Here is a 22,693-nt window from a genome sequence, read left to right on the forward strand (position 1 = left end):
ATTTCCAGCAAGGCAAAACACCTACCCCTTGCCAACCCAAATTCCCCCTTTTCACAAAAGCATCAAAAACTTGCGCAAGCACCACCACAACAAACATTTAGCCCTTGCAAGCACGCAGATTGCTGGTTATGAGAACGCCCGCACGACGCTTAAAAACCTCGTGCCCGCGGAGAGGTGGCAGAGTGGTCGAATGCACCGCACTCGAAATGCGGCATACCTGCAAGGGTATCGTGGGTTCGAATCCCACCCTCTCCGCCACTATGAATTTTGGCTTGTGCGCCTCACGCCAGTTTCTAACCCAGCTCGAAAATACTGTTCTATTTAGTCATCCCGACACGTATCAACTGCCGCTATCAACACGTTCGTTGACTTGAAAGCGCCGAACCACCATCTGTGCGGAATGCCAAAGCGTGAAAAAGATGAGATCGAACTGATCAGAACATGGACCCTGCCGGCCACGGTAACAATGGGGTCGGCCGTTCGGGCAAAAGGCATTCTTCAGGAAATACAGGCGAGGCTGCCTGCGATCTCTAAAAAGTCGATCTCGCTGGGAGGCGTCGATCTCACACTGGCAATGGCAGCCAGTGAGAAGACCGCCTTCAACGCGGCAGCGGCTATCGTCGCGAAAGTGGTGGGGGAGGCCATAACCCTTCCGGTCATTCCGCGCGAAATCGAAGACATCCTGACCATCAAGACGAGCGAGCGGCATCGTTGGCTTGCCGACGGTCGTTTGCGAAGCGCGGGTACGAGAACCGTCAGGCTGAACGGACGCGCCCGTCAGATCACATTTCATGTTTTCGACCTGAAGGTGGTGGAAGACCTTCTTGACCGTGGAGCTGTGGAAGAATGGCGCTTGGAGGATGCCGAGGCCAAAGCCGAAAAGAGGCAGAGGGCGGCATATCAAGCGAAGCTGACGCGTTCGCTCAAGAAACAGACTGCTAAGCGGCCCAGGAAATCAGGCGACAGTTCCGATGATCCAGCCCCGGAGCTGGGCGGCTGGGCGGAGTTCGACATTGACGGATTGCTCCGTTGAGCATTTTACACCCGCCGGGAAGACGATAACGTTTTTGCGATAAGCATATCAGACATCTCGTGTTTGCTAAAAGCGGTGCCTATGTAATTGCTTCCAACAGCACAGGAGAACGCATGACGGAAAAGTATGGGCCCTACAAACAAATGGGAATTCTTGCAGAGCGGATGGCCGCCCATTACCAAACGGATGCGAACCTGGAACTGGGACCACATCTTGCTCACTACATGGATGAGGTCCAAGTCAATATTGCCGCCCACCATTTCGACCATGTGGGGTTCATGAGAAAAATAGACGAGCGGCTAAAGGCAACCTTGGCAGCGACTTCAAACCCTCGGCGTGTAGAGTTCTTGCGCGCGGTTACGGTTGCGCTTCAAGACCGCATGGACGCTCATCCAGCGGTAGAGCATTAACTTGTGCGGTTCTACTCACGCGCTTTAGAACCAGCGCTCGCGTGTTATTGAGTTTCTATGATGTCGATTGGCATGCAACGGAAAACTGCATAAAATCTTACCCGCCTGTGATTATTCGAAACGTTTGCGAAGGAATGCGGCGGCCTCCCTCGACTCTGCCGGTGAAATCGTGTGTCCGACGCCGGGGAAGATTTCGGACGTCACGTCGAACCCTGCTGACTTCAGTTGGTTTGCCGCTGCTACTGTTGCTGCCGAAGGTATTGTCCTGTCTGCTTCGCCATGCATCAATAATATCTTCGTAGCCGATGAGGTTGAGGTCGGTGGTAGAGGCAGCAGTCCTGCGAAGCTGACGAGAGCACCGACCTTCCATCGACCCGATGCCACAGCGTCCAGCGCCATGATTGCTCCCTGAGAAACCCCGACGAAGGCCACCCTGTCCAACGCACCTTCGAAACCCTCTCGCTTGATGATATCCGAGACCATGTCATCGAACGCGCGTCGGGCGGCCTCTATTCGCTCGGGGCGCATGACTTGGTCATCGATCGCAAACCATTGACGACCGCCTGATCTGTGGGGAAACGGCGCGTCTGGCGCGACGTATTCTATATCGGGCAACGTTGCCTGCCAGGACTCGGCGACCGCTTCCATAACAGCGCCCCGCCCCCGAAGGCCGTGAAACAGGATCACTAGGTGGCGCGCGCGCAATCCTTTCTGCGCTTCCGCCAATTGTGCGGCGCGTCCTTTTACCTGCGTAAGCCTGAAGGTATCCACCGCACTCAAGGTCCTCTCCGGAACACTTCGGAATTCCCTGTCATCAGCCATGGCTTGGACCGGGCTTGCGACGGCGTATATCGATGAGATCGCGAGGACGAATAGGCAAAAAAGGGCGGCGGGATTTGACGATGTCATCGGATTTTCCTGTTGTGTCGTCCCAACCACGACGCTTAGGCGTTCGTTCCGCACAACTGCCGTGCCGAAACTGACAATCTCGTTATCTCCGCTCGATCAAGCGTATATTTCGGGGCGGGGCAAAAAATTAATTATCTGCCGTCTCGGATCAGAGACCATCCAATCATCAATCGCGATCAGCGGCAGGCCAGTCGGATGAGCGACATTTTCATCTCCAGCGAAAATATCCCCCCACAGCAACTGAACGATGCGCCAGCCCCTGCGTTATCTCCACTCGATAGGAGATCGCGCTATGAGACGTTTGCTTGTCGCATCTATTCTTTCAATCACGGCATCACAGGGGTTTGCTATGGATGGGTTGTCGGATTTCAACTGGAAAAACCGTGTCGTGCTGGTCTTTGGTGATGCTGGTGATCAAAAGGTCACACGGCAGATATCGCTGCTGGAACGCCAGAAGGGAGAATTGGCAGACCGGGACATGGTCGTTATCCAGGTGTCAGGGCAGCAGGCTCACGCTGTTTATGGAGAGGCTGCTGTCATGGATGCTGGAAGCCTGAAGAAGTCTGCGGATGTCAGCGGAAATGGTTTCCACATTGTCCTAGTGGGCAAGGATGGCGGTGTGAAGCTTCGAAGCGAGCACGTCGTCACGGACGTCGAAATGTTCGATCTCATCGACCGGATGCCGATGCGACGCGCTGAACGGAATTGACGTCTTATGGGTAAGGCGCTGCCCTATCCCGAAACGCCTGATGGAAGGTACTTCGTCGTTAAGGGACGTCTCTGGCGTAAGACCAACCCTAACCTTTCAAAGCCGGATGAAGAGCAGCTTGTACGTGAACTTATGGCGGCTAGGCGCGCCGTTCGCGCCAGCAAAGGCGATGCCGACGAGACTGTATCTGCTCGAAGCAGGGTTGACGCTGCAAAGATCGCTTTGGGTGAGCGAGGGCCGGTCTGGTGGGAAGACGGCGCGCCTGACTATAATCGCCACCTCGCTCGCAATACGCCCTATTCGGACTGGTTTGCCGGACTTACGGATGACTAGACATGCTGGACGGCATGTAAGGCAAGCTTGAATAATCGCGGGGTTACAATCCGTTCTGCGGTGGCAGGTGAGGCCATCGAACGAGCGCGTCGCGACATTTGTTAGTCCGTAGATGCCTCTCTCAAGGACGCTGGAACCAGCCATAGATATTCTACAACAGGATTTTCCCAGCTTCGGGAAAAGCTCTCGCTTACCAAATGTTCTGAGGCGGTCTGTGGCAAAGAGAATCTGAAGCCCCCGGGTTCATTGTTGTCGCACTATCTCAGTCAGCATGGCGCGCCATAAGCGACGGTACTTGTTGCTCAAAAAACTTTGAGAACGAGGCTATTCGAGGCGGCAGGGCCTGATAAGGCGGGTAGTAGAGCGTTAGCCAAAGGTCTGGCGGCGTCCATGCGGGCAAAACGTGGATGAGTTTTCCGGATTGAAGTTGCTCCTCTACATGAAACTTTGGGAGCAATGCTACACCGGCACCCTCTGCAGCCATGCTTGCAAGAACCTCACCGCTATTGGAGCTGAACGCTCTGCCCGCTGAGATACTTGCGCTTCCGCTGCCATCGGAGAGCGCCCAATTCTCCCTCCTGCTTTCCCCGCTATAGGCGAGGCAATCGTCCGGCGTCAGTTCACTTGGATGCTGTACATCCGCAAACCGGCTTCCCGGAGCCGCAACCAGAATACGCTTTACCACGCTGATTTTACGCCAGATCGTGAACTTGTCCGATGGTGCCGCCGAGATGCGGATCGCCAGATCGAAATCGTCATCGATGATGTTGACCAGACCATCACCGAGGGACACTTCGAAGCTGATCTTTGGGTAACGTTCGCGGAACCCGGACAGGATAGGCGGTAGGACCTGCTGGCCGAACCATGTGGGCGCGCTGATCCGCAGGCGGCCATGATCAGCCTTGTGGGTGTTCATCACGTCCTTTCGGGCGTTCTCCAACGCCTCGAAGGCGGGCTGTATCTGCGCCGCGTAGATTGCGCCGTCGGTGGTCAGAGAAACCTGCCGCGTCGTGCGCACGAAGAGCTGAATGCCGAGATCCTCCTCTAACGCAGCAACCGCACGCGTCACAGCCGCTGGCGTCATATCCAGTTCCCGAGCGACCTGCGCGAAGTTGCGCTTTTCCGCAGCCATCAAAAAGGTTCGCAACGCCTTGTAGTCGTTCATTGATTATTTCATCCAACGCAATTCATTGACAATTATTATTGCAATTCTTCTGCGTGATCAACTGGCTTAGATTTCAAATCACACCAGACAACGAACTCAGAAAAGGAAGGCCAGCAGCACGATGTCACTTTCAGACAATCGGTCGGCATAACCTTCAAGACTTAACGCCTCCCCTTCTCCATTCCCTTAGTCAACACATCAAAGGAAAGACGACAATGTCCAACAAGCTTCAGGTTCTCACGCCCCAGAACAGCCAGATCATCTTCATCGACCAGCAGCCACAAATGGCCTTCGGCGTGCAATCCATCGACCGGCAGGTGTTGAAGAACAATGTCGTCGGTCTTGCCAAGGCGGCCAAGATTTTCAACATTCCGACAACGATCACCACTGTCGAAACAGACAGCTTCTCGGGCAACACATTCCCGGAATTGCTGGCAGTCGTGCCAGATAATGACATTCTCGAACGTACTTCGATGAACTCCTGGGATGACCAGAACGTTCGCGATGCGCTTGCCAAGAATGCCGCAGAAGGTCGCAAGAAGATTGTCGTCGCCGGTCTTTGGACCGAAGTCTGCAACACGACCTTCGCGCTCTCCTGCATGAACGACACGGATTATGAAATCTACATGGTTGCGGACGCCTCCGGCGGCACCTCTGTGGATGCCCACAAATATGCCATGGACCGCATGGTTCAGGCTGGTGTGGTTCCCGTCACCTGGCAGCAGGTTCTTCTGGAATGGCAGCGTGATTGGGCACGTAAGGAAACCTACGATGCCGTCACAACCTTGGTCAAAGAGCATTCCGGCGCTTACGGCATGGGCATCGATTATGCCGTGACCCACGTCCACGGCGGTGCCGAGCGCGTTAGCCACGGCAAGCGCATCGGCCCAAACCCAGCCGCCATCTGATTTGAAGCTGCCCCGCCTGAATTGTCGGGCGGGGCGATCATTTTGGAAAAGGAACGCATCGATGAAAATTTACCTGCTCTCGCTTGCCGTAGGCCTTCTCGTCGGGGTTATTTACGGCCTTCTCAATGTCCGCTCTCCCGCTCCGCCTGTCATCGCTCTCGTCGGTCTTCTTGGCATTCTCGTTGGCGAACAGATCGTGCCGCTGGCCAAAACGATCTGGAACAAGGAGCCAGCAGCAGTCTCGTGGCTCAACCACGTCAAGCCGCACATGTTCGGCCATATGCCCAAAGGCGGACAGGCTACGACCGATATTGCCGCCTCCAGACAAGACGCTCCCGAAGGTAAAGGCTGATGACGACGCGCCGCACGTTCCTGGGTGCGGCCTCCAGCCTCGCCTTGTCCAATCTCTTCTCGTCGGCCAAAGCCGCGGATCCAAACAAGACCGGAGCAGCCACCATGCATCCCGATATCATCCTTCACAATGGCCGCGTGACGACGCTTGATCTCGCCAACCCCAACGTAACGGCCATTGCCATCAAAGACGGTCTCTTTAACGAAGTGGGCAGCGATGGCGATGTCATGGCGCTTGCCGGACCGGATACCAAGATCATCGACCTCAAGGGTAAACGCGTTCTGCCCGGCCTGATTGACAACCACACCCACGTCGTACGCGGCGGGTTGAACTTCAACATGGAGCTGCGGTGGGATGGCGTTCGCTCGCTGGCCGATGCCATGGATATGCTGAAGCGGCAGGTGGCAAACACCCCTGCCCCGCAATGGGTGCGCGTGGTTGGTGGTTTCACCGAACATCAGTTTGCGGAAAAGCGTCTACCGACAATCGAGGAAATCAACGCGATTGCGCCGGATACGCCGGTGTTCCTGCTGCACCTTTATGACCGGGCGCTTCTCAATGGTGCCGCCCTTCGCGCCGTTGGTTACACGCGTGATACGCCCAACCCGCCGGGCGGCGAGATCACCCGCGATCTCAACGGCAATCCAACAGGGCTGCTGCTGGCAAAGCCGAATGCGGGCATTCTCTATTCCACGCTTGCCAAGGGTCCGAAGCTGCCGCTGGACTATCAGGTCAATTCCACACGCCATTTCATGCGGGAATTGAATCGGTTGGGCATTACCGGCGTCATCGATGCCGGTGGTGGTTTCCAGAATTACCCCGATGATTACGAAGTCATCCAGAAGCTTTCCGACGAAAACCAGATGACGGTTCGTCTGGCCTACAATCTCTTCACGCAAAAGCCGAAGGAAGAGAAAGAAGACTTCCTCAAATGGACGTCTTCCGTCAAATACAAGCAGGGCAATGATTACTTCCGCCACAATGGCGCGGGCGAAATGCTGGTCTTTTCAGCAGCCGATTTCGAGGACTTCCGTCAGCCGAGGCCTGAAATGGCCCCGGAAATGGAAGACGAGTTGGACGAGGTCGTGCGGGTTCTGGCCGAAAACCGCTGGCCATGGCGCCTGCACGCCACCTATGACGAAACAATCACGCGAGCACTGGACGTTTTCGAAAAGGTCAACAAGGACATTCCGCTGGAAGGCCTGAACTGGTTCTTCGACCATGCCGAAACGATTTCGGATCGCTCCATCGACCGGATCGCGGCGCTCGGCGGCGGCATCGCCACCCAGCACCGCATGGCCTATCAGGGCGAATATTTCGCCGAGCGCTATGGCCACGGTGTTGCCGAAGCAACGCCTCCGATCCGCAAAATGCTGGACAAGGGCGTCCATGTCTCAGCCGGAACCGACGCAACCCGCGTCGCCTCCTATAATCCATGGGTGTCGCTATCGTGGATGGTGACGGGCAAGACCGTTGGCGGCATGCAGCTTTATCCGCGCGCAAACTGCCTGGACCGTGAAACGGCGCTTCGCATGTGGACGGAAAAGGTCACATGGTTTTCCAATGAGGAAGGTAAGAAGGGACGCATTGAAAAGGGCCAGTTCGCCGATCTCGTCGTGCCGGACAAGGACTTCTTCTCCTGCGCGGAAGACGAAATCTCCTTCCTGACCTCGGACCTCACCATGGTCGGCGGCAAGATCGTCTATGGCTCGGGTGACTTCAAGGCGCTGGATGAAACCGACGTGCCGCCAGCCATGCCGGACTGGTCTCCGGTTCGAAAGTTCGGCGGTTATGCCGCATGGGGCGAACCGGAAGGTGCAGGTCAGAGGTCGCTGCGCCGCACGGCCATAACCTCCTGCGGTTGCGCCAGTGATTGCGGTGTTCATGGCCATGACCATGCAGGTGCATGGACGTCGAAACTGCCGATTGCCGATCTCAAGGGCTTCTTCGGAGCGCTGGGTTGCTCGTGCTGGGCGGTGTGATTTCCCCTGCTTTAGCGAACGGGCCTTGCCGCCCGCTCGCTCTCATAATTACAAAAAATGCAATTAAATCGAAACTATTGATGCAATTGTTGGCAGCAATGTTTCGGCGCAAGATCACTCCATCGCAAGACGACAGCCCGTCAAACCGGCCCAACCTGCAGGAGCAGCCATGACCTACCAAACACCTACCACCAATCGACTGAAAAGAGGTCTGGAGGGCATTATCGCAACACCAGCGGCGCGTACCGTTGCGCTGCTCGCGCTCTGCGCCGCCTATATTCAGGGTCCGCTGACCAAAATCTTCGATTTCAACGGTGCCATGGCCGAGATGGACCATTTTGGCCTGCATCCAGCCGCCGTCTTCGCATTCGTCGTCATCATTTTTGAGCTGACGGCGTCTGCCATGGTGATATCAGGCGTTCTGCGCTGGGCAGGAGCATTAGCACTTGCGGGCTTCACGCTAATGGCCACATTCATCGCGCTCCGGTTCTGGGACATGGATCCCGGCATGGACCGCATGATGGCAACCAACGCTTTCTTCGAACATCTCGGCCTTGCCGGTGCGTTCGTCTTCGTTGCCGCCTCCGACCTCACCAAGGGAGCGAAGTGATGACCGCCCGCATATCATCCACCGGCGGAAGCTTCGCGCCGCTGCGCCAGCCTGTCTTTGCAGTCCTTTGGGCGGCAACGGTTCTGGGCAATACCGGCAGTTTCATGCGCGATGTCGCCAGTTCCTGGCTGATGACCGATCTTTCCGCAGCGCCCGCAGCGGTGGCTCTTGTGCAGGCCGCCGGTACGTTGCCGATCTTCCTTCTGGCAATCCCGGCAGGCGTGCTCTCCGATATTCTTGATCGCCGCAAGTTCCTTATCGCCATCCAGCTTCTGCTTGCCAGCGTCAGCATATCGCTGATGACGCTGTCCTATCTCGGCATGCTGTCGATCAGCGCATTGATTGGTCTCACATTTCTGGGCGGCATCGGCGCAGCCCTGATGGGGCCGACATGGCAGGCCATCGTGCCCGAACTGGTGCCGCGTGAAGATGTGAAAGGTGCGGTTGCGCTCAACTCGCTTGGCATCAACATTGCCCGGTCCATCGGACCTGCGGCGGGTGGTCTGCTGCTTGCGGCGTTCGGGGCTGCTGTCACCTATGGGGCCGATGTTGCCAGCTATATTCTAGTCATAGCAGCCCTCATCTGGTGGCCGCGTGCCAAAAATGCCGACGACGCTTTATCCGAAAACTTTCTCGGCGCATTCCGTGCTGGACTGAGATATACCCGCGCCAGCAAACCGCTGCATGTCGTGCTGTTGCGCGCCGCTATCTTCTTCGCCTTTGCCAGTGCAGTCTGGGCACTGCTGCCCCTCGTCGCCCGCCAGCTTCTCGGCGGTGATGCCAGCTTCTATGGCCTTCTGCTCGGCTCGGTCGGTGCGGGTGCCATTGGCGGCGCACTGGTGATGCCGAAACTGCGAGTGCACTTTGACTCCAATGGCCTGCTTCTTGGCTCCGCCATCGTGACTGCGCTCGTCATGGGCATTCTCTCACTTGCCCCGCCACAATGGCTGGCCATAGTCATCCTCCTGTTTCTCGGTGCATCCTGGATAACGGCGCTGACGACTTTGAATGGCGCAGCACAGGCTGTTCTGCCCAACTGGGTCAGAGGCCGTGGACTTGCGGTTTATCTGACGGTCTTCAACGGCGCGATGACGGCGGGCAGCCTTGGATGGGGTGCCGTCGGTGAAGCCGTGGGCGTTCCGGCAACGCTGCTCATTGGAGCAGCCGGATTGCTGGTGGCGGGGTTCATCATGCACCGCGTCAAGCTTCCCGCAGGCGATGCGGATCTGGTCTCTTCCAACCATTGGCCGGAGCCGCTGGTTGCCGAGCCTGTCGCACATGATCGCGGCCCGGTTCTGATCCTGATCGACTACCACGTCGAGAGACACAACCGCACCAAGTTCCTGCACGCGCTTGATGAGATGTCATCCGAACGACGCCGCGATGGTGCCTATGGTTGGGGCGTTACAGAAGACTCCGCCGACCCCGAGAAAATCACCGAATGGTTCATGGTGGAATCCTGGGCAGAACATTTGCGCCAGCACAAGCGCGTGTCCAATGCGGACGCGGATGTTCAGAGCAAGGTCATCGCATTCCATACCGGTCCTGAAAAGCCCGTGGTTCGGCACCTTCTGACAATCAACAAGCCGGGCAAAGCAAAATGACGGCATTATTGCAATTATCAAAATATATTCGAGAGTTTTATTGCAATTGTTAGCCGTTCGTTTTCGGCGCATTCTCTTCACATAGACAAACGCACTGCACACGAAACCACTTCGAACCAACAGTGAGCCATCATGGCCGACCACAATTTTCCTCTGAGCCGCCGTGATGCACTTCTTGTTGGCGCTGCCATGACTGCGGGAGTGCTGCTTCCAACCCGCCCGGTCCATGCTGCACCGGCTGCCACACATCCAAATCCAACCACAGGAGACACGACAATGGGCTTCGTTAAAACCACAGACGGCACCGACATCTTCTATAAGGACTGGGGTCCGAAGGATGCACAGCCAATCGTATTCCATCACGGCTGGCCCTTGTCTTCCGATGACTGGGACGCACAGATGCTGTTCTTCCTCGCCAACGGCTACCGCGTGGTCGCCCACGACCGTCGCGGCCATGGTCACTCGGCACAGGTGTCCGATGGCCATGACATGGACCATTACGCTTCCGACGCATTCGCCGTTGTCGAAGCACTGGATCTGAAGAACGCGGTTCACATCGGCCACTCCACAGGCGGCGGCGAAGTTGCTCGCTATGTTGCGAAGCACGGCCAGCCTGCCGGTCGCGTTGCAAAGGCTGTGCTGGTGTCCGCCGTTCCACCGTTGATGCTGAAGACAGAAGCCAACCCTGAAGGCCTGCCGATGGAAGTTTTCGACGGCTTCCGCTCAGCCACTGCTGCCAACCGCGCTCAGTTCTTCCGCGATGTTCCCGCCGGCCCATTCTACGGCTTTAACCGCGAAGGCGCGACCGTTCATGAAGGCGTGATCCAGAATTGGTGGCGTCAGGGCATGATGGGCAGTGCAAAGGCCCATTACGATGGTATCAAGGCCTTCTCGGAAACCGACCAGACCGAAGACCTGAAGGCCATCACCGTGCCAACGCTGGTTCTCCACGGCGAAGACGACCAGATCGTGCCAATCGCGGATGCGGCTCACAAAGCCATCAAGCTGCTGAAGAACGGCACCATCAAGACCTATCCCGGTCTCCCGCACGGCATGCTGACCACCAATGCCGACGTGCTGAACGCCGACCTGCTGGCTTTCATCAAGGGTTGATCCAGCTAAACATGATACCGACGGCCATGTGTCGTCGGCATCGTCGGCATCTTCAGCTTAGTGACGATTGCGCGAGCGCCATTCGTCCGGTGTGACACCCGCGGAATGCGTAAAACTTTCAATGAAGGTCACTTGGTCCGTGAAGCCACAGGCCTCCGCAACCTGATCGATACTCTCGCCGGTCTTGGTGAGGTAGGCCTTTGCCCTGGCAATCCGGCTGGCCAACAGCCACTCGCTAATGGACTGCCCTGTCGTCTCTTCAAAGCCGGAGGACAGTTCTTCCACCGAAAAGCCGCTGGCCACGGAAATATCCTCAAGGCCGATATCTCGGGAAAGATTGGTGTTTATGTAGGTCTTGATCCGCTTTTCCTGCAGGGAGGTGAGCTGCCCGGACGCCGAAAGATGTTGGGCGGGAGACCGGCCATATTTATGGGCAAGATGCGCGATGAAGGCGAGACCGATGTGGGGAACAAGCGTATCCCTTACCTCATCCGGCATGTCGAACATGGGCATAAGCGCTGCGCCCATATTGCGGATCACTTGATCATGCAAACCGCGACAGGTCAGGAAATCATCGATCCGAGGCTCGCCTGCTTCCTCGGCGAGTTCGGCTAGATGCGAAAACGGAACATGGAAGGCGAGCACATCCAACCGGCCATTGATGGAAATCGCCGCACCCTGTTTCAGGCTCACAAGACAGATGGAGGCCTTGGGATAGATCTTGATCGGTTCTAACCGCTCGTCCAACCCAATATCGGAATGCTGGGCATCCTCAAGATAGAGCATGACGAGGAATGCGTTATCAGGTTCCAGAATGACACGGCTGTTGCCATGCTCATAAAATTGCTGAAGGTGAACGACGGTGAGTTGGGCATCCCGTAATGGCCTGATGACCAATGCCCTTGCCGCTTCGACCCCAAAGCTCTCTGCAATTTTTTCACTGACTGCCAACCATTCACTCACATTCGTATTGTTCTTGCATAAACTACGTTGCAGGCCTCATTGCGGATCATCTATCGCAGTTTCCTACACATAATTTGTCACGCTATCTTGTATAAAAGCATTCTTGTAGAGTGGTTACAGTCCGTAAACTGATTGCAATGCAGGAACCCGTTGGGCCTATCAACGAACACCGTTGCTGCAATCAAAAGGAAGGTGGATTTCATGAGTGCCGGTTCAGACGATAAAGGCCTCCCCATCCCCGGCAAAACCTCCGACAAGTTCGGCTGCACGTTGACGCAACTGTCGATCAACCAAAGCCTGTCTTCCTCGAACATAGACATTTTCCGCAAGGCGACGCAATCCAACGCACTTGACCAGGTGAAGACATCGGCCAGCAATCAGGGTTTCGTGGTTGGAGTGTCATTACTCGCCGGGCATCAGCGGCGAATCTTTCACGAGAACCACGCAACCAGCCATGATTTTTCCGAAAACGCGATCTACATCCGAGATCTCTCCGACAACTACAAAGCCGATCTCAGCACGCCTTTCGATTTCATGCTATTTCAGATTTCGCCCTCTTCCCTTGCCAAGATTGCGGAAGATGCGGATGTGAGCGGCATAGCCCTGCTGACGACGGAAACAGCATCCAAAGACATCGTCCTTGCCAACCTAGCCCGCGCCCTGCTTCCCGCGCTTCAGCGTCCAGAAGAGGCGAATGCGTTGTTCGTCGACCAGATGACGACGGCCATTGGCACCTATCTGGTGCAGCGTTACGGCGGAAAGACCGCACCGACCGCCAGCAAAGCGCCGACATTGTCTCGCGCGCATTTGGAGATGGCGAAATCGATCCTTCTCGAACATCTCGAAGGCGAGGTGTCGATTGCCGACGTGGCCGAAGCCTGCAGCCTCTCGCGCGGATATTTCATCCGCGCCTTCCGCGAAGCAACGGGCATGACGCCCTATCAGTGGCTCCTGAACCAACGCATTGATCGCGCCCGGCACATGATCAGCGCCACCAATACACCACTTGCAGAAATTGCCGTGGCTTGCGGCTTTGCGGACCAGAGCCATTTTACACGGGTGTTTTCAAATATCGCAGGAACGACACCCGGCACTTGGCGTCGCAATTCATGATCGAGGCTCTCCCACCGGGTTCTACGCCTTGCCTGATCGGCTGATCCCAACCATCTCAAGTAAGCCAAGAGATAGTGGGTAAAGGCTGCGAACAGTCCGACGATTGACGCGTAGTTTACAAAGAAGCCCAGCGTTGGCTCGTTGAAGTCCCACATGTCGAGTGAATAGGTCAGCATCAGCTTCTCGCCGAACGCCATTCTAGAGAAACTTTTCACACCCCAGACGACCACGCCCAGAGTAAGGATTCGGAGTATCCATGTTCGAACCGGGTGCGGCTGCCGCATTCCGAAGGTCGTTCGGGACGCATTCATCACCACCGCCCAACGTGTTCCGAGATGGACCGCAATGATGAGCAGGACCCAATAGCCCGCAAACATATGAATTTCCCGGACAGCAAACGCGCCGCTCAAAGCCGTAAAGGGAAAGAGGTTTCGCGAAACAAGAAAGCTCGTGACCAGCATGATTGTCATTCCGATTACGAGACAGGCAATGGTCACGAGATTGATGACGCGTGTTGCATCCAACGGGCGCTTTGCCACCCCGCCGTACCAACGCCTGTTGAACACGTTGTGGACGATGACAAGCGCAAAAAGCGCCGTGCCAAACAGTTCGTGATAAAGGTTGTCCAGCCACCAATAGGCAAGGCAGGCGATCACGAGAGCGACGGCCAGAAAATCCAGCAAAAGACGGAGGCGGAAGGCGATCATTTGAGTTCGAACCGCCGCATCTCGTTGAACGTGTACAGGAAGTCCCTGTCGGCGCGGGACATGTGACAGCTCTGGCAGCGCGTGGTGTTCTCCGCCTCGTTGATGGTGCCATCAGGCTTGAACCACTGGAACTGCCAGTCGGCGGTGCGTCGGTTTTCTGGGTAGTCCTGCCCCCAGTTATCGCCTTTCTCCATGATGAAAGTACGGAAGAGCTTGCCGTCGCGGTAATCGACCAGCGCGACATGGGTGCCGTTGGGGATTGGTTCGCCGCGCTTCACCGCTTCGATTGCCTCGCGGGTCGTCATGATATGCTCGGTGACGTCGCCGCGTGTAACCGTCGTGTAGTGGATGAGCTTGTCGATGTCAGGCATCGTCGCGCGGGTAGGCTCTGCGTGAACCTGCATTCCGACCAGAATGACGACAAGCCCAGAGAACACAGCTCCTCCGCCTATGCCACCAATGAATTTTCTCATGAGCACCTCATCTGAGCGCGTGACCAGAGGTCACCGCGTATATTGTTTGTCGGTAACGTGTTCCAACCACTCGACCGTCTTCCCGTCCAGTGTCTCGGAAATGGCAATGTGGGACATTGCCGTGGTCTCGGTCGCGCCGTGCCAATGCTTCACGCCCGGCACTATCCACACGATATCGCCAAGACGGATTTCCTGCACCTCGCCCTCCCATTGCTGGACAAGGCCGACGCCTGCGGTGACGATCAGCGTCTGGCCAAGAGGATGCGTGTGCCAGGCGGTGCGCGCACCCGGCTCGAAGGTCACCGTCGCACCTCCGACAGTGGCGGGCGCCGTCGTTGCAAAACGGGAATCTATGCGAACGGCACCGGTGAAATAGCTCGACGGACCAACCGTTGAGGGTTGTGTTCCTGCCCGCAGTATCGAAACGGCTTCGTTGTTTTTAGCGGGCGAAGTTGCGGTTGTCTTGTTCATGGGTCACCTATCCTTGAGTTTAAGGGGCTGTTCGCGAACTATTCGGCAAAAACTTCCTTTGCGATAGCCACGGCAGACACCGCGCTCGGCCAGCCGGAGTAAAACGCCATGTGGGTGATGGTTTCCACGAGCTGCTCTTCTGTCAGGCCGTTCGCCTTGGCACGTACGAGATGTGAGCGAAGCTGGTCTGGACGGTTGAGCGCAATCAGCGCTGTCACGGTCACAAGGCTTCGGTCGCGCTGGGAGAGCTGCGGCCTTTCCCAGACATCGGCATAGAGAACATCATCCGTCAGTTCCGCCAGCTTGGGCGCGATATCGCCCATCAGTTGCTGAGTGCGTGACCGTGCGGAATCAAGGTTAGATGCTGGTTGCTGTGCCATGCTGGCCTCCGGTCCTGATCCCAACAGGATCGTTGCGCTCAAAATTCCAGATATGAGGTTTTTCACGTTTGCTTCCTCTGCTTCTTTTGCCCGTGGCTGTTAGGCGGCGGTTACGGATGCACTAGTGCCGATGCCTCAATCGAGCTTCTTGTCAGCGAGGAATTTGGATATCTGGTCGGCGATCTCGACATTGTTCAGGTCCGACATCAGAAAGTGGGTGCCGCCCTTGATGCCGATTTCCGGCAGGTGGATGAGCGTCGCATCGCCGCCGTGCCTGTCGACGGCCTCGACCCAAAGCTTGGCCATCGCCAGACGCACCCGCCAATTATCCTGACCGCGTTCGGTGGTCGGCTCGACAGGGAAATTGTCGCCGTAATAGATGACGATCGGCAGTTTGGTCAGTTTCTCGAAATCAGCGACCGGGACCGCCTCGCCCTTCAGCGTGCCGGCCGCGCTTGGCATGTCGGCGGGCACTTCGCCTTCGGGGAAGATGAAGCCACTACCGGGTTCAAGTGCGACGATACCCTTGACGTTCGGGTTCTTGATCGCGGTCCGCCAGCCGGGACCACCGGCCTGCGAATGGGTGAAGAGAATGCCGGGTCCAGTCTTTTCGAACAGAGCCGACATTGCGTCCGAGATCACCTTGGCATCGTAAGGGCCGGTGTTCGGAGTCACTGAACGGAAGAACTGGTCGAGCGTTTCTGGCCCACGATCGAACTGGACATTCTGAAAATAGTCCGGCCATTTTCCGAGGCGGAACTGGTCGAAGAAAAGCTGGTCATTGGGTGCCGGTTCAATCGTCGCTGCCACGGTAGAGTTGCCCGCACGGCCTCGGCGCGGTTGGTCTACGACATAGGTGGAAAAACCCTTGCGCAGAAAAATATTCTGGAAACCTTCGCGACCATCGGGGGTGGTTTCCCAGCTACGGCCGGACTGGAAGGCTCCATGCAGCATGACGATGGGCAAAGGTTTGGGGTTCTGCGGCACCTGATAGAATACATAGGCGTGATCGCCGTGAAGCGACTGCCCCTCCGCCGTCGGAGCGTTGTTGTTGTAAGTGCCAGCGGTCTTCGCGACCGTCCCGCCCACCGCAAAGCTACCTTGCTCCTGAATGACCAGCGGTTGCGGCTTCGTTCCAGATTGTGCATGGGCTACGCCGGAGAGTGCGATGGCGCTTGAGAAAGCGAGGGCAGAAAGAGTTTTGGCAAATAAGGGAGGCATATCGATCTCACAACATTAAGTTGGGAGAAGGCTGCTTGAGCATCGACAGGATGATTAGATACCTATTTACGATTGAAGCCATAAGCCCTGCTAATCAATCACAAACGGTTGATTAGCGCGTTATCCACGATATCGAAGGGCATCAATTACCAGCGCGAAGGCGGGAGACGTGTGTCTTCGGTTGGGGTAGTAGAGGTGATAACCGGGAAATGGAGCGCACCAGTCTTCGAGTACCCGTATCAATTCACCCTTGGCGATCTCCTCCGCCACCAGATCATCAGGCATATAGGCTAGCCCAAGTCCTCTTTTGACGGCGTCAAGCCGCATGGCAATGTTGTTGAACACGAGTTGGCCCTCAGCCTTCACCCTTAGTTCATGTCCATCCTTCTCGAACTCCCATGAGAGAATATTGCCGTGGGTCGGCATCCTGATCTGGATGCAATTGTGCCCTGTCAGGTCCTCGGGCTTTTCGGGCCACGGGTTCTGCCGGAAATAGGATGGCGCGCCGACGACTGCCATGCGCATCTCCGGGCCGATACGGATCGCGATCATATCCTTGGCGACCTGCTCGCCCAGGCGCACGCCCGCATCATAACGCTCAGCCACGATGTCGGTCAGGCCGTAATCGACAGTGATCTCGACCTTCACGTCCGGATTGTCGGGTAAGAATTTATCCAGCGCGGGAGCGAGAACAGAAATCGCGGCGTGTTCGCCAGCCGTAATCCGCACCGTCCCGGCAGGCTTGTCCCGCATCTCGGTGAGCGCCGTCAGTTCGGCCTGAATTTCCTCGAAGCGCGGGCCAGCCGTCTGGAGAAGACGCTCACCTGCCGCTGTGGGAGAAACGCGCCGTGTCGTCCTCGTCAGCAACCGCAGGCCAAGCCGTTCCTCAAGGCCACGAACCGTCTGGCTAAGCGCAGACTGCGACACGCCCAGCTTGACGGCGGCTTTCGTGAAGCTTTCCTCCCGCGCCACCATTACGAAGGCAACCAGATCGTTGAAATTCTCCTGCGGCATTCATTAGGCATCCTTATAGCTTCATCCCGATTACTGCCCCTAATCCAAATGGTCGGCAAGGGTTATCTTGTCCCAAACGAAACAGAGGCCCCGTCGTGGAGGACGGTGTGGTCGATCTTGAATGGAAAACGAGATGCCAATAGGCCAGGCTGTAACCGCCTCACAAAACAAGACCGCCATCCTTGCGATCATCCTGATCAGCTATGTGATGATCGTGCTCGACATCTCCGTCGTGCTGACCGGCCTGCCGAAGATACATCAGGAACTCAGCTTCACCGATGCGGGCTTGGCCTGGGTGCAGAGTGCCTACACGCTCACGTTCGGTGGTTTCCTGCTTCTGGGTGCCCGTGCGGGCGATATCCTCGGTCGCCGCCGGATGTTCATCCTTGGCATGGCGATCTTCACGCTTGCCTCCATCGCAATCGGCGCTTCGCAATCATCCGCCTGGATGCTGTCGTGGCGTGCTGTCCAAGGTCTTGGCTCCGCAATCCTCGCACCATCGACGCTGGCTCTTCTTCAGACCAAATTCGACGAGGGCGAGGAACGTGTCCGCGCCGTATCGCTCTACAGTGCTGCCGCAGGGGTCTCGGCGACCATCGGGCTGATCGTCGGCGGACTTCTGGCCGACTGGCTCTCATGGCGCATCGGCTTCTTCATCAATCTGCCGATCGGCATTGCCATGATCCTGGCCGCTCGGCTCTATATTCCCGAAAGTGCCAAGCGACCGGGAGCCCTCGATATTCCCGGCGCGATCACCTCCACTCTTGGCATGAGCGCGCTGGTCTATGGTTTCATCCGCTCCGCGCAGTCTGGCTGGGATGCAATGACCATCGCCACTCTGGTTGCTGCCATCGCTCTGCTCGCAGCCTTCGTGCAGATCGAGCGTTACGCCAAACAGCCGATCCTTCCGCTTCGCCTGTTTTCGGACATTGAGCGGTCAGGAGCCTACGCGGCGCGTGTTCTCTATCTTGGCGCAATGGTTGGCTTCTTCTTTTTCACCACGCTGTATTTGCAGGAAGTCGCGGGCTTCCGCCCGGCGGTAACGGGCCTCGCCTTCGTTCCGGCAACAATGCTGCATGTCCCGATCGCCATCCTTGTCCCGCGTCTCATCAATCGCTTTGGCCGCAACGCCGTCCTCGTGTTCGGTATGGTGATCGGCATTATCGCCATGGGCTGGTTAAGCCGCGCGGGCATCGGATCGAACTATTGGACGGCGGTGGCATTACCCATGCTGTTGATCGGGATCAGCCAAGGCCTGACACTGAGCCCGCTCACTTCTTCGGGCGTCGCCCGGGTCTCCAAAGACGACGCTGGTGCCGCATCTGGCGCGGTAAACGTGGCACACCAGATAGGCAGTTCAGTCGGCCTCAGCGTTCTCATCGCCATAGCCGCCTTGGGGTCGGCGGACCTGACCGGGGCTGATCTCACCGCATTCCGCGTCTCGCATGCCTTCGACGCCGGAACTGTGATGTTGATGCTCGCGCTTGTCATTGCCGTCATGACCATCATCCCTGCCGCTCGTCGGCTGGACAGAAACCAGGAAGAGCCCGCGATTGTGAAGAGCGCGGCGTAATCAAGGAAGATTGACATGCAAAAACGTAAAATCGGCACTCTCGAAGTCTCGGCTCTCGGTCTTGGTTGCATGGGCCTTAGCCACGGTTACGGTGCGGCGACCGACACCAAGGACGCGGTCGCCCTTATTCGCGCCGCCCATGATCGTGGCGTGACCTTCTTCGATACCGCGCAGGTCTACGGGCCGTTCACGAATGAAGACGTGGTCGGCGAAGCACTCCAGCCGATCCGCAATAAGGTCGTCATCGCCACCAAGTTCGGCTTCGAGCTTCCAAGCACCGATGGCGGCCAGCATTTAAACAGTCGCCCGGATTACGTTCGCCAGTCGATCGAAGCCTCATTGAAGCGGCTGCGCACCGACGTGATCGATCTGCTCTACCAGCATCGTGTCGATCCGAACGTGCCAATCGAGGACGTCGCGGGCACGGTCAAGGACCTGATCGATGAAGGCAAAGTAAAGCATTTCGGCCTCTCGGAAGCGGGCGCGCAGACGATCCGCAAGGCGCACGCTGTCCAGCCCGTTACCGCCCTCCAGAGCGAGTATTCCCTGTTCTGGCGCGAGCCGGAAAAGGAGATCATCCCGACGCTCGAGGAACTGGGCATCGGCTTCGTGCCCTTTAGCCCGCTCGGTAAAGGGTTCCTCACGGGCAAGATCGACGAAACGGCAACATTTGGCCCCGGCGATTTCCGCAGCGTCGTGCCACGCTTCCAGGCAGAGAATCTGAAAGCCAACAAGGCCCTCGTCTCAGCGCTGACCCAGATTGCCGAATCCAAAGGCGTAAGCCCTGCACAGATCGCGCTTGCATGGCTTTTGGCGCAAAAGCCGTGGATCGTGCCAATCCCAGGCACCACAAAACTTCATCGCCTTGAGGAAAATCTTGATGCGGCAACTGTCGAACTGTCGGCAAAGGATGCCGCAGACATCGCAGACGCCCTCGCAAAGATCGACATCGTCGGCGACAGATACCCCGCGCATCTTCAGGCACGCGTCGGCAAGTAAAGACATGCGGTGAGCTCCGCGCTCCCGCTTCCAACGAAAGGAAATCAACATGGCTCAATCAGTCCCCACAGTGACCCTCAACAATGGGATCGAGATGCCGATCCTGGGCTTCGGTGTCTTTCAGGTGCCCGATCCCACCGAATGCGAACGCAGCGTGCGTGACGCGATCGATGTCGGTTATCGTCTCCTCAACACTGCAACGTCTTACGGCAATGAAGAGGCGGTCGGCAACGCGATCCGCAATCACGGCATTGATCGAAGCAAGCTATTCGTCACGACCAAGCTGTGGATCGAAGACGCGTCCTATGAGGGTGCCAAGGCCGCCTTCGAACGCTCGCTGAACAAACTGCAACTCGATTATCTTGACCTTTGGCTCATCCACCAGCCCTATGGCGATGTCTATGGGGCATGGCGTGCAATGGAAGAGCTGCACAAGGCGGGCCGTATCCGCGCCATCGGTATCAGCAACTTCTATCCCGACCGCCTCGTGGACTTCGCGCTTCACAACGAGATCGTGCCCGCGGTCAACCAGATCGAAATCCATCCATTCCACCAGCAAAACGACGCGCAGGCAGTCCTTCAGGAATACAAGGTCCAACCAGAAGCCTGGGGTCCTTTTGCGGAAGGTAAAAACGGGCTGTTTACAAACGAACTGTTGCAGTCGATTGGCAGGAAACATGGCAAGAGCACCGCGCAGGTCGTGCTTCGCTGGCTGATCCAGCGCAACATCGTTGCCATTCCGAAGTCCGTGCGCAAGGAGCGGATGGCTGAGAACTTCCAGGTCTTCGATTTTCAACTCGACCAGGAAGATGTCACAGCCATTGGCTCGCTCGACCAAAAGGCCAGCAGCTTCTTCGACCATCGCGATCCGGAAAAGGTGAAGTGGCTTGGCACACGCAAGCTGTAAGCCAGTGCCATCCGCCGAACGCGTGGAGGTCTTCCGTCTCAAGTTCGATGCCATCGGCACGTCCTGGGAGATCGACACGCCAGCACCGCTCGAAGCGGAGATCGAACGGCACATCCTCGAACTGGTCGAGCGTTTCGACAGCGTCTATTCGCGGTTCCGGGAGGGCTCCATCGTCACCCGGATCGCGGCGGCAAACGATGGCGGGACGTTCAGTTTACCGGACGATGCGGTCCCCATGTTCGATCTCTACGACCGACTTCACGCGGCCACTGATGGAGGCGTCGATCCGCTGATCGGCAGAGACCTCGAACTGCTCGGCTATGACCGGACGTATTCGCTGACGCCTCGGGAGACAGAACGCGACCAGCTTCGACCATCCTGGCATCGAGACATCGTCCGGGACGGGAGGACATTATCTACCCGTGGCCCCTTGGTCATTGATCTCGGCGCAGTCGGCAAAGGATACCTTGTCGACTTAATGGCCAGAACTCTGGAGACGAATGGCTTCGAGGACTTCGTCATCGATGGCAGCGGCGATATCCGTCATCGCTGGAGCGTTGAACTGGCGGTCGGTCTTGAGCATCCTCTTGATGCGGAGATGGTGATCGGAGTTGCCAATCTCAGAAACAACTCGATCTGCGCCTCCGCATCCAATCGGCGGCATTGGGGCGATGGCCTCCACCATGTTCTCGATGGCCGCACCGGACGACCGACCAACGACGTTATCGCCACCTGGGCCATTGCAGCGGATACGGCGACGGCGGACGGGCTGGCGACAGCACTCTTCTTCGGCCCTTCGTCACGACTTATGCAGAGCTTCGACTTCTCCTTCGTCCGCATGTTCGCCGATGGACGCGTCGAAGTCTCGGACAATTTCGATGGCGAAATCTTCACCTAAAAAGGAACCATCATGCGCAATCAGACAAACAATCTTTTTCTGACCACCGCCCTTACATTGACGCTTGCGGGAAGCGCGGATGCGCAGAGCACCAGACCCACCCGATATGCGGACGGAGTCTACACGGCAACGGGAGAATATGGTGGCCAGCCTTCGCACATCACGGTCAAGGCGACGCTTAAGGACGGCGTCATCACTGCGGTGGCTGTGACCCCGCATGCCTACGTCCCCCGTTCTGTCGAACTGCAACGCGCCTTTGCTGCAGCGGTGCCGAAAGTCGTGGTGGGCAAGCGCATTGATCAGGTTAAGGTTGGCAAGCTGGCCGGATCAAGCGGCACGCCCAAAGGGTTCAACGATGCCATCCGCCAGATCAGGGAACAGGCCGTTCGCGGTTAAAGCGCATGCCTGATTTCTGTGTCAGCCCATTCCAGCGCTCGACCACCGGCGGAAAGTAATTGAAGTGGTGCGACCGGGTCTTTTGTCTCGCTATCCACCAAAACGGAACGCCGTTCGTCGGCTCGATACAGATGCGCTTCGCCCCATTGCCTAAGCGCGACGATCACCAGAAAGAGATTCCGCCCTTTCGTGGTCAGAACATACTCCCGGTACGCGCTGCCATCAGAAGCAGACACCAACTCAAGCACACCGGCTTCAACCAGATCACGCAGACGCGATGACAGCATGCCTTTTGCGATGCCGAGATTCTTTTGGAAATCGCTGAAGCGCGTGATGCCATCGAATGCATCGCGGACGATCAGCAGTGACCACCAGTCGCCGATTGCATCAAGCGTGCGCGCCACAGGACATTCCGCTTCTCGAAAGCTCTTCCTTTTCACTCCATCACCT

The 22,693-nt window shown here is 57.1% G+C and carries 25 protein-coding genes and 1 tRNA gene; 17 read left to right on the forward strand and 9 right to left on the reverse strand.

Translation table 11 applies throughout. From position 1 onward, the window contains the following. Window positions 1–168 precede the first annotated feature (168 nt). The 3 genes from AC27VJ_RS06885 to AC27VJ_RS06895 all read left to right on the forward strand — a co-directional run bounded on the left by AC27VJ_RS06885 (window position 169) and on the right by AC27VJ_RS06895 (window position 1,443). Window positions 169–258: transfer RNA gene (locus AC27VJ_RS06885), tRNA-Ser, on the forward strand. A gap of 142 nt (window positions 259–400) precedes the next feature. Continuing rightward, window positions 401–1,033: a hypothetical protein gene (locus AC27VJ_RS06890; RefSeq protein WP_488683376.1), complete on the forward strand. Its 633-nt coding sequence runs from the start codon at window positions 401–403 to the stop codon at window positions 1,031–1,033. Window positions 1,034–1,146: 113 nt separating this feature from the next. Beyond that, window positions 1,147–1,443 (forward strand): hypothetical protein, encoded by a 297-nt coding sequence (locus AC27VJ_RS06895; protein ID WP_488683377.1) that lies wholly within the window; start codon window positions 1,147–1,149, stop codon window positions 1,441–1,443. 111 nt (window positions 1,444–1,554) lie between these two features. Here the strand turns inward: AC27VJ_RS06895 and AC27VJ_RS06900 are convergent, their stop codons facing one another. After that, complete coding sequence (locus AC27VJ_RS06900; RefSeq protein WP_488683791.1) at window positions 1,555–2,214, reverse strand: alpha/beta hydrolase; 660 nt, start codon at window positions 2,212–2,214, stop codon at window positions 1,555–1,557. Window positions 2,215–2,644: 430 nt separating this feature from the next. Here AC27VJ_RS06900 and AC27VJ_RS06905 point away from each other — a divergent pair, with 430 nt between their 5' ends. Together AC27VJ_RS06905 and AC27VJ_RS06910 are read left to right on the forward strand one after the other, a co-directional pair. Next, complete coding sequence (locus AC27VJ_RS06905; protein WP_488683378.1) at window positions 2,645–3,061, forward strand: DUF4174 domain-containing protein; 417 nt, start codon at window positions 2,645–2,647, stop codon at window positions 3,059–3,061. Window positions 3,062–3,067: 6 nt separating this feature from the next. Continuing rightward, window positions 3,068–3,394: a hypothetical protein gene (locus AC27VJ_RS06910; RefSeq protein WP_488683379.1), complete on the forward strand. Its 327-nt coding sequence runs from the start codon at window positions 3,068–3,070 to the stop codon at window positions 3,392–3,394. Window positions 3,395–3,656: 262 nt separating this feature from the next. On the opposite strand, the gene AC27VJ_RS06915 is transcribed toward AC27VJ_RS06910, so the two are convergent. After that, the gene (locus AC27VJ_RS06915; RefSeq protein WP_488683380.1) at window positions 3,657–4,559 is read right to left on the reverse strand and encodes a LysR family transcriptional regulator; all 903 of its coding nucleotides are present in this window, start codon (window positions 4,557–4,559) and stop codon (window positions 3,657–3,659) included. Between the two features lie 215 nt (window positions 4,560–4,774). Here AC27VJ_RS06915 and AC27VJ_RS06920 point away from each other — a divergent pair, with 215 nt between their 5' ends. The 6 genes from AC27VJ_RS06920 (at window position 4,775) to AC27VJ_RS06945 (ending at window position 11,128) form a co-directional block, all read left to right on the forward strand. Further along, entirely contained in the window at window positions 4,775–5,467 is a 693-nt protein-coding gene (locus AC27VJ_RS06920) for a hydrolase (protein WP_113087539.1), read from the forward strand. Window positions 5,468–5,528: 61 nt separating this feature from the next. Further along, on the forward strand, window positions 5,529–5,819 hold the full coding sequence (locus tag AC27VJ_RS06925; RefSeq protein ID WP_488683381.1) for a XapX domain-containing protein: 291 nt from the start codon (window positions 5,529–5,531) through the stop codon (window positions 5,817–5,819). Next, entirely contained in the window at window positions 5,819–7,801 is a 1,983-nt protein-coding gene (locus AC27VJ_RS06930; RefSeq protein ID WP_488683382.1) for an amidohydrolase, read from the forward strand. The genes AC27VJ_RS06925 and AC27VJ_RS06930 overlap by 1 nt, the downstream gene beginning before the upstream one ends. Before the next feature lie 169 nt (window positions 7,802–7,970). Continuing rightward, window positions 7,971–8,411, forward strand: coding sequence for a DoxX family protein (locus AC27VJ_RS06935; protein WP_488683383.1), 441 nt, complete (start codon window positions 7,971–7,973; stop codon window positions 8,409–8,411). Next, entirely contained in the window at window positions 8,411–10,015 is a 1,605-nt protein-coding gene (locus AC27VJ_RS06940; RefSeq protein WP_488683384.1) for an MFS transporter, read from the forward strand. The genes AC27VJ_RS06935 and AC27VJ_RS06940 overlap by 1 nt, the downstream gene beginning before the upstream one ends. A 276-nt stretch (window positions 10,016–10,291) precedes the next feature. After that, complete coding sequence (locus AC27VJ_RS06945) at window positions 10,292–11,128, forward strand: alpha/beta fold hydrolase (RefSeq protein WP_488683385.1); 837 nt, start codon at window positions 10,292–10,294, stop codon at window positions 11,126–11,128. A gap of 57 nt (window positions 11,129–11,185) precedes the next feature. On the opposite strand, the gene AC27VJ_RS06950 is transcribed toward AC27VJ_RS06945, so the two are convergent. After that, a complete protein-coding gene (locus tag AC27VJ_RS06950; RefSeq protein ID WP_488683386.1) occupies window positions 11,186–12,079 on the reverse strand; it encodes a helix-turn-helix transcriptional regulator in 894 nt (297 codons plus the stop codon). 291 nt (window positions 12,080–12,370) lie between these two features. Here AC27VJ_RS06950 and AC27VJ_RS06955 point away from each other — a divergent pair, with 291 nt between their 5' ends. Then, the gene (locus AC27VJ_RS06955) at window positions 12,371–13,204 is read left to right on the forward strand and encodes a helix-turn-helix domain-containing protein (RefSeq protein ID WP_488683792.1); all 834 of its coding nucleotides are present in this window, start codon (window positions 12,371–12,373) and stop codon (window positions 13,202–13,204) included. A gap of 703 nt (window positions 13,205–13,907) precedes the next feature. On the opposite strand, the gene AC27VJ_RS06960 is transcribed toward AC27VJ_RS06955, so the two are convergent. The 5 genes from AC27VJ_RS06960 to AC27VJ_RS06980 all read right to left on the reverse strand — a co-directional run bounded on the left by AC27VJ_RS06960 (window position 13,908) and on the right by AC27VJ_RS06980 (window position 17,470). Continuing rightward, window positions 13,908–14,384: a cytochrome P460 family protein gene (locus AC27VJ_RS06960; protein ID WP_488683387.1), complete on the reverse strand. Its 477-nt coding sequence runs from the start codon at window positions 14,382–14,384 to the stop codon at window positions 13,908–13,910. A gap of 30 nt (window positions 14,385–14,414) precedes the next feature. After that, window positions 14,415–14,855, reverse strand: a complete 441-nt coding sequence (locus AC27VJ_RS06965) for a (R)-mandelonitrile lyase (protein ID WP_488683388.1) — start codon at window positions 14,853–14,855, stop codon at window positions 14,415–14,417. Window positions 14,856–14,893: 38 nt separating this feature from the next. Next, window positions 14,894–15,301 carry a carboxymuconolactone decarboxylase family protein gene (locus AC27VJ_RS06970; RefSeq protein WP_488683389.1) on the reverse strand — a complete coding sequence of 136 codons (408 nt, stop codon included), beginning with the start codon at window positions 15,299–15,301 and terminating at the stop codon, window positions 14,894–14,896. Between the two features lie 69 nt (window positions 15,302–15,370). After that, window positions 15,371–16,456, reverse strand: a complete 1,086-nt coding sequence (locus AC27VJ_RS06975) for an alpha/beta hydrolase (RefSeq protein WP_488683390.1) — start codon at window positions 16,454–16,456, stop codon at window positions 15,371–15,373. A 120-nt stretch (window positions 16,457–16,576) separates the two neighbouring features. Further along, the gene (locus AC27VJ_RS06980; RefSeq protein ID WP_488683391.1) at window positions 16,577–17,470 is read right to left on the reverse strand and encodes a LysR family transcriptional regulator; all 894 of its coding nucleotides are present in this window, start codon (window positions 17,468–17,470) and stop codon (window positions 16,577–16,579) included. A 133-nt stretch (window positions 17,471–17,603) separates the two neighbouring features. Here AC27VJ_RS06980 and AC27VJ_RS06985 point away from each other — a divergent pair, with 133 nt between their 5' ends. Genes AC27VJ_RS06985 through AC27VJ_RS07005 form a run of 5 tightly spaced genes read left to right on the forward strand, consistent with a single transcriptional unit; the run spans window position 17,604 to window position 22,243 of the window. Then, window positions 17,604–19,043 carry an MFS transporter gene (locus AC27VJ_RS06985; protein ID WP_488683392.1) on the forward strand — a complete coding sequence of 480 codons (1,440 nt, stop codon included), beginning with the start codon at window positions 17,604–17,606 and terminating at the stop codon, window positions 19,041–19,043. 15 nt (window positions 19,044–19,058) lie between these two features. After that, window positions 19,059–20,042: an aldo/keto reductase gene (locus AC27VJ_RS06990; protein WP_488683393.1), complete on the forward strand. Its 984-nt coding sequence runs from the start codon at window positions 19,059–19,061 to the stop codon at window positions 20,040–20,042. Between the two features lie 49 nt (window positions 20,043–20,091). Then, window positions 20,092–20,949, forward strand: a complete 858-nt coding sequence (locus tag AC27VJ_RS06995) for an aldo/keto reductase (protein WP_488683394.1) — start codon at window positions 20,092–20,094, stop codon at window positions 20,947–20,949. After that, window positions 20,930–21,847 (forward strand): FAD:protein FMN transferase, encoded by a 918-nt coding sequence (locus AC27VJ_RS07000; protein WP_488683395.1) that lies wholly within the window; start codon window positions 20,930–20,932, stop codon window positions 21,845–21,847. The genes AC27VJ_RS06995 and AC27VJ_RS07000 overlap by 20 nt, the downstream gene beginning before the upstream one ends. Window positions 21,848–21,859: 12 nt before the next feature. Then, a complete protein-coding gene (locus tag AC27VJ_RS07005; protein ID WP_488683396.1) occupies window positions 21,860–22,243 on the forward strand; it encodes a hypothetical protein in 384 nt (127 codons plus the stop codon). On the opposite strand, the gene AC27VJ_RS07010 is transcribed toward AC27VJ_RS07005, so the two are convergent. Continuing rightward, window positions 22,240–22,683 carry a winged helix-turn-helix transcriptional regulator gene (locus tag AC27VJ_RS07010; RefSeq protein WP_488683397.1) on the reverse strand — a complete coding sequence of 148 codons (444 nt, stop codon included), beginning with the start codon at window positions 22,681–22,683 and terminating at the stop codon, window positions 22,240–22,242. The genes AC27VJ_RS07005 and AC27VJ_RS07010 overlap by 4 nt on opposite strands. Between the last annotated feature and the right edge of the window lie 10 nt (window positions 22,684–22,693).

The organism is Agrobacterium sp. 20P9.1.2 (assembly GCF_057799395.1).

Bases quoted from the DNA above. Each gene is read 5' to 3' on its own strand.
- AC27VJ_RS06945 (WP_488683385.1), top strand. From the start codon at position 10,292: ATGGGCTTCGTTAAAACCACAGACGGCACCGACATCTTCTATAAGGAC.
- AC27VJ_RS06930 (WP_488683382.1), top strand. From the start codon at position 5,819: ATGACGACGCGCCGCACGTTCCTGGGTGCGGCCTCCAGCCTCGCCTTG.
- AC27VJ_RS06910 (WP_488683379.1), top strand. From the start codon at position 3,068: ATGGGTAAGGCGCTGCCCTATCCCGAAACGCCTGATGGAAGGTACTTC.
- AC27VJ_RS06915 (WP_488683380.1), bottom strand. From the start codon at position 4,559: ATGAACGACTACAAGGCGTTGCGAACCTTTTTGATGGCTGCGGAAAAG.
- AC27VJ_RS06920 (WP_113087539.1), top strand. From the start codon at position 4,775: ATGTCCAACAAGCTTCAGGTTCTCACGCCCCAGAACAGCCAGATCATC.
- AC27VJ_RS06925 (WP_488683381.1), top strand. From the start codon at position 5,529: ATGAAAATTTACCTGCTCTCGCTTGCCGTAGGCCTTCTCGTCGGGGTT.
- AC27VJ_RS06995 (WP_488683394.1), top strand. From the start codon at position 20,092: ATGGCTCAATCAGTCCCCACAGTGACCCTCAACAATGGGATCGAGATG.
- AC27VJ_RS06965 (WP_488683388.1), bottom strand. From the start codon at position 14,855: ATGAACAAGACAACCGCAACTTCGCCCGCTAAAAACAACGAAGCCGTT.
- AC27VJ_RS06975 (WP_488683390.1), bottom strand. From the start codon at position 16,456: ATGCCTCCCTTATTTGCCAAAACTCTTTCTGCCCTCGCTTTCTCAAGC.
- AC27VJ_RS06940 (WP_488683384.1), top strand. From the start codon at position 8,411: ATGACCGCCCGCATATCATCCACCGGCGGAAGCTTCGCGCCGCTGCGC.
- AC27VJ_RS06960 (WP_488683387.1), bottom strand. From the start codon at position 14,384: ATGAGAAAATTCATTGGTGGCATAGGCGGAGGAGCTGTGTTCTCTGGG.
- AC27VJ_RS06990 (WP_488683393.1), top strand. From the start codon at position 19,059: ATGCAAAAACGTAAAATCGGCACTCTCGAAGTCTCGGCTCTCGGTCTT.
- AC27VJ_RS06905 (WP_488683378.1), top strand. From the start codon at position 2,645: ATGAGACGTTTGCTTGTCGCATCTATTCTTTCAATCACGGCATCACAG.
- AC27VJ_RS06980 (WP_488683391.1), bottom strand. From the start codon at position 17,470: ATGCCGCAGGAGAATTTCAACGATCTGGTTGCCTTCGTAATGGTGGCG.
- AC27VJ_RS06985 (WP_488683392.1), top strand. From the start codon at position 17,604: ATGCCAATAGGCCAGGCTGTAACCGCCTCACAAAACAAGACCGCCATC.
- AC27VJ_RS07005 (WP_488683396.1), top strand. From the start codon at position 21,860: ATGCGCAATCAGACAAACAATCTTTTTCTGACCACCGCCCTTACATTG.
- AC27VJ_RS06935 (WP_488683383.1), top strand. From the start codon at position 7,971: ATGACCTACCAAACACCTACCACCAATCGACTGAAAAGAGGTCTGGAG.
- AC27VJ_RS06895 (WP_488683377.1), top strand. From the start codon at position 1,147: ATGACGGAAAAGTATGGGCCCTACAAACAAATGGGAATTCTTGCAGAG.
- AC27VJ_RS06890 (WP_488683376.1), top strand. From the start codon at position 401: ATGCCAAAGCGTGAAAAAGATGAGATCGAACTGATCAGAACATGGACC.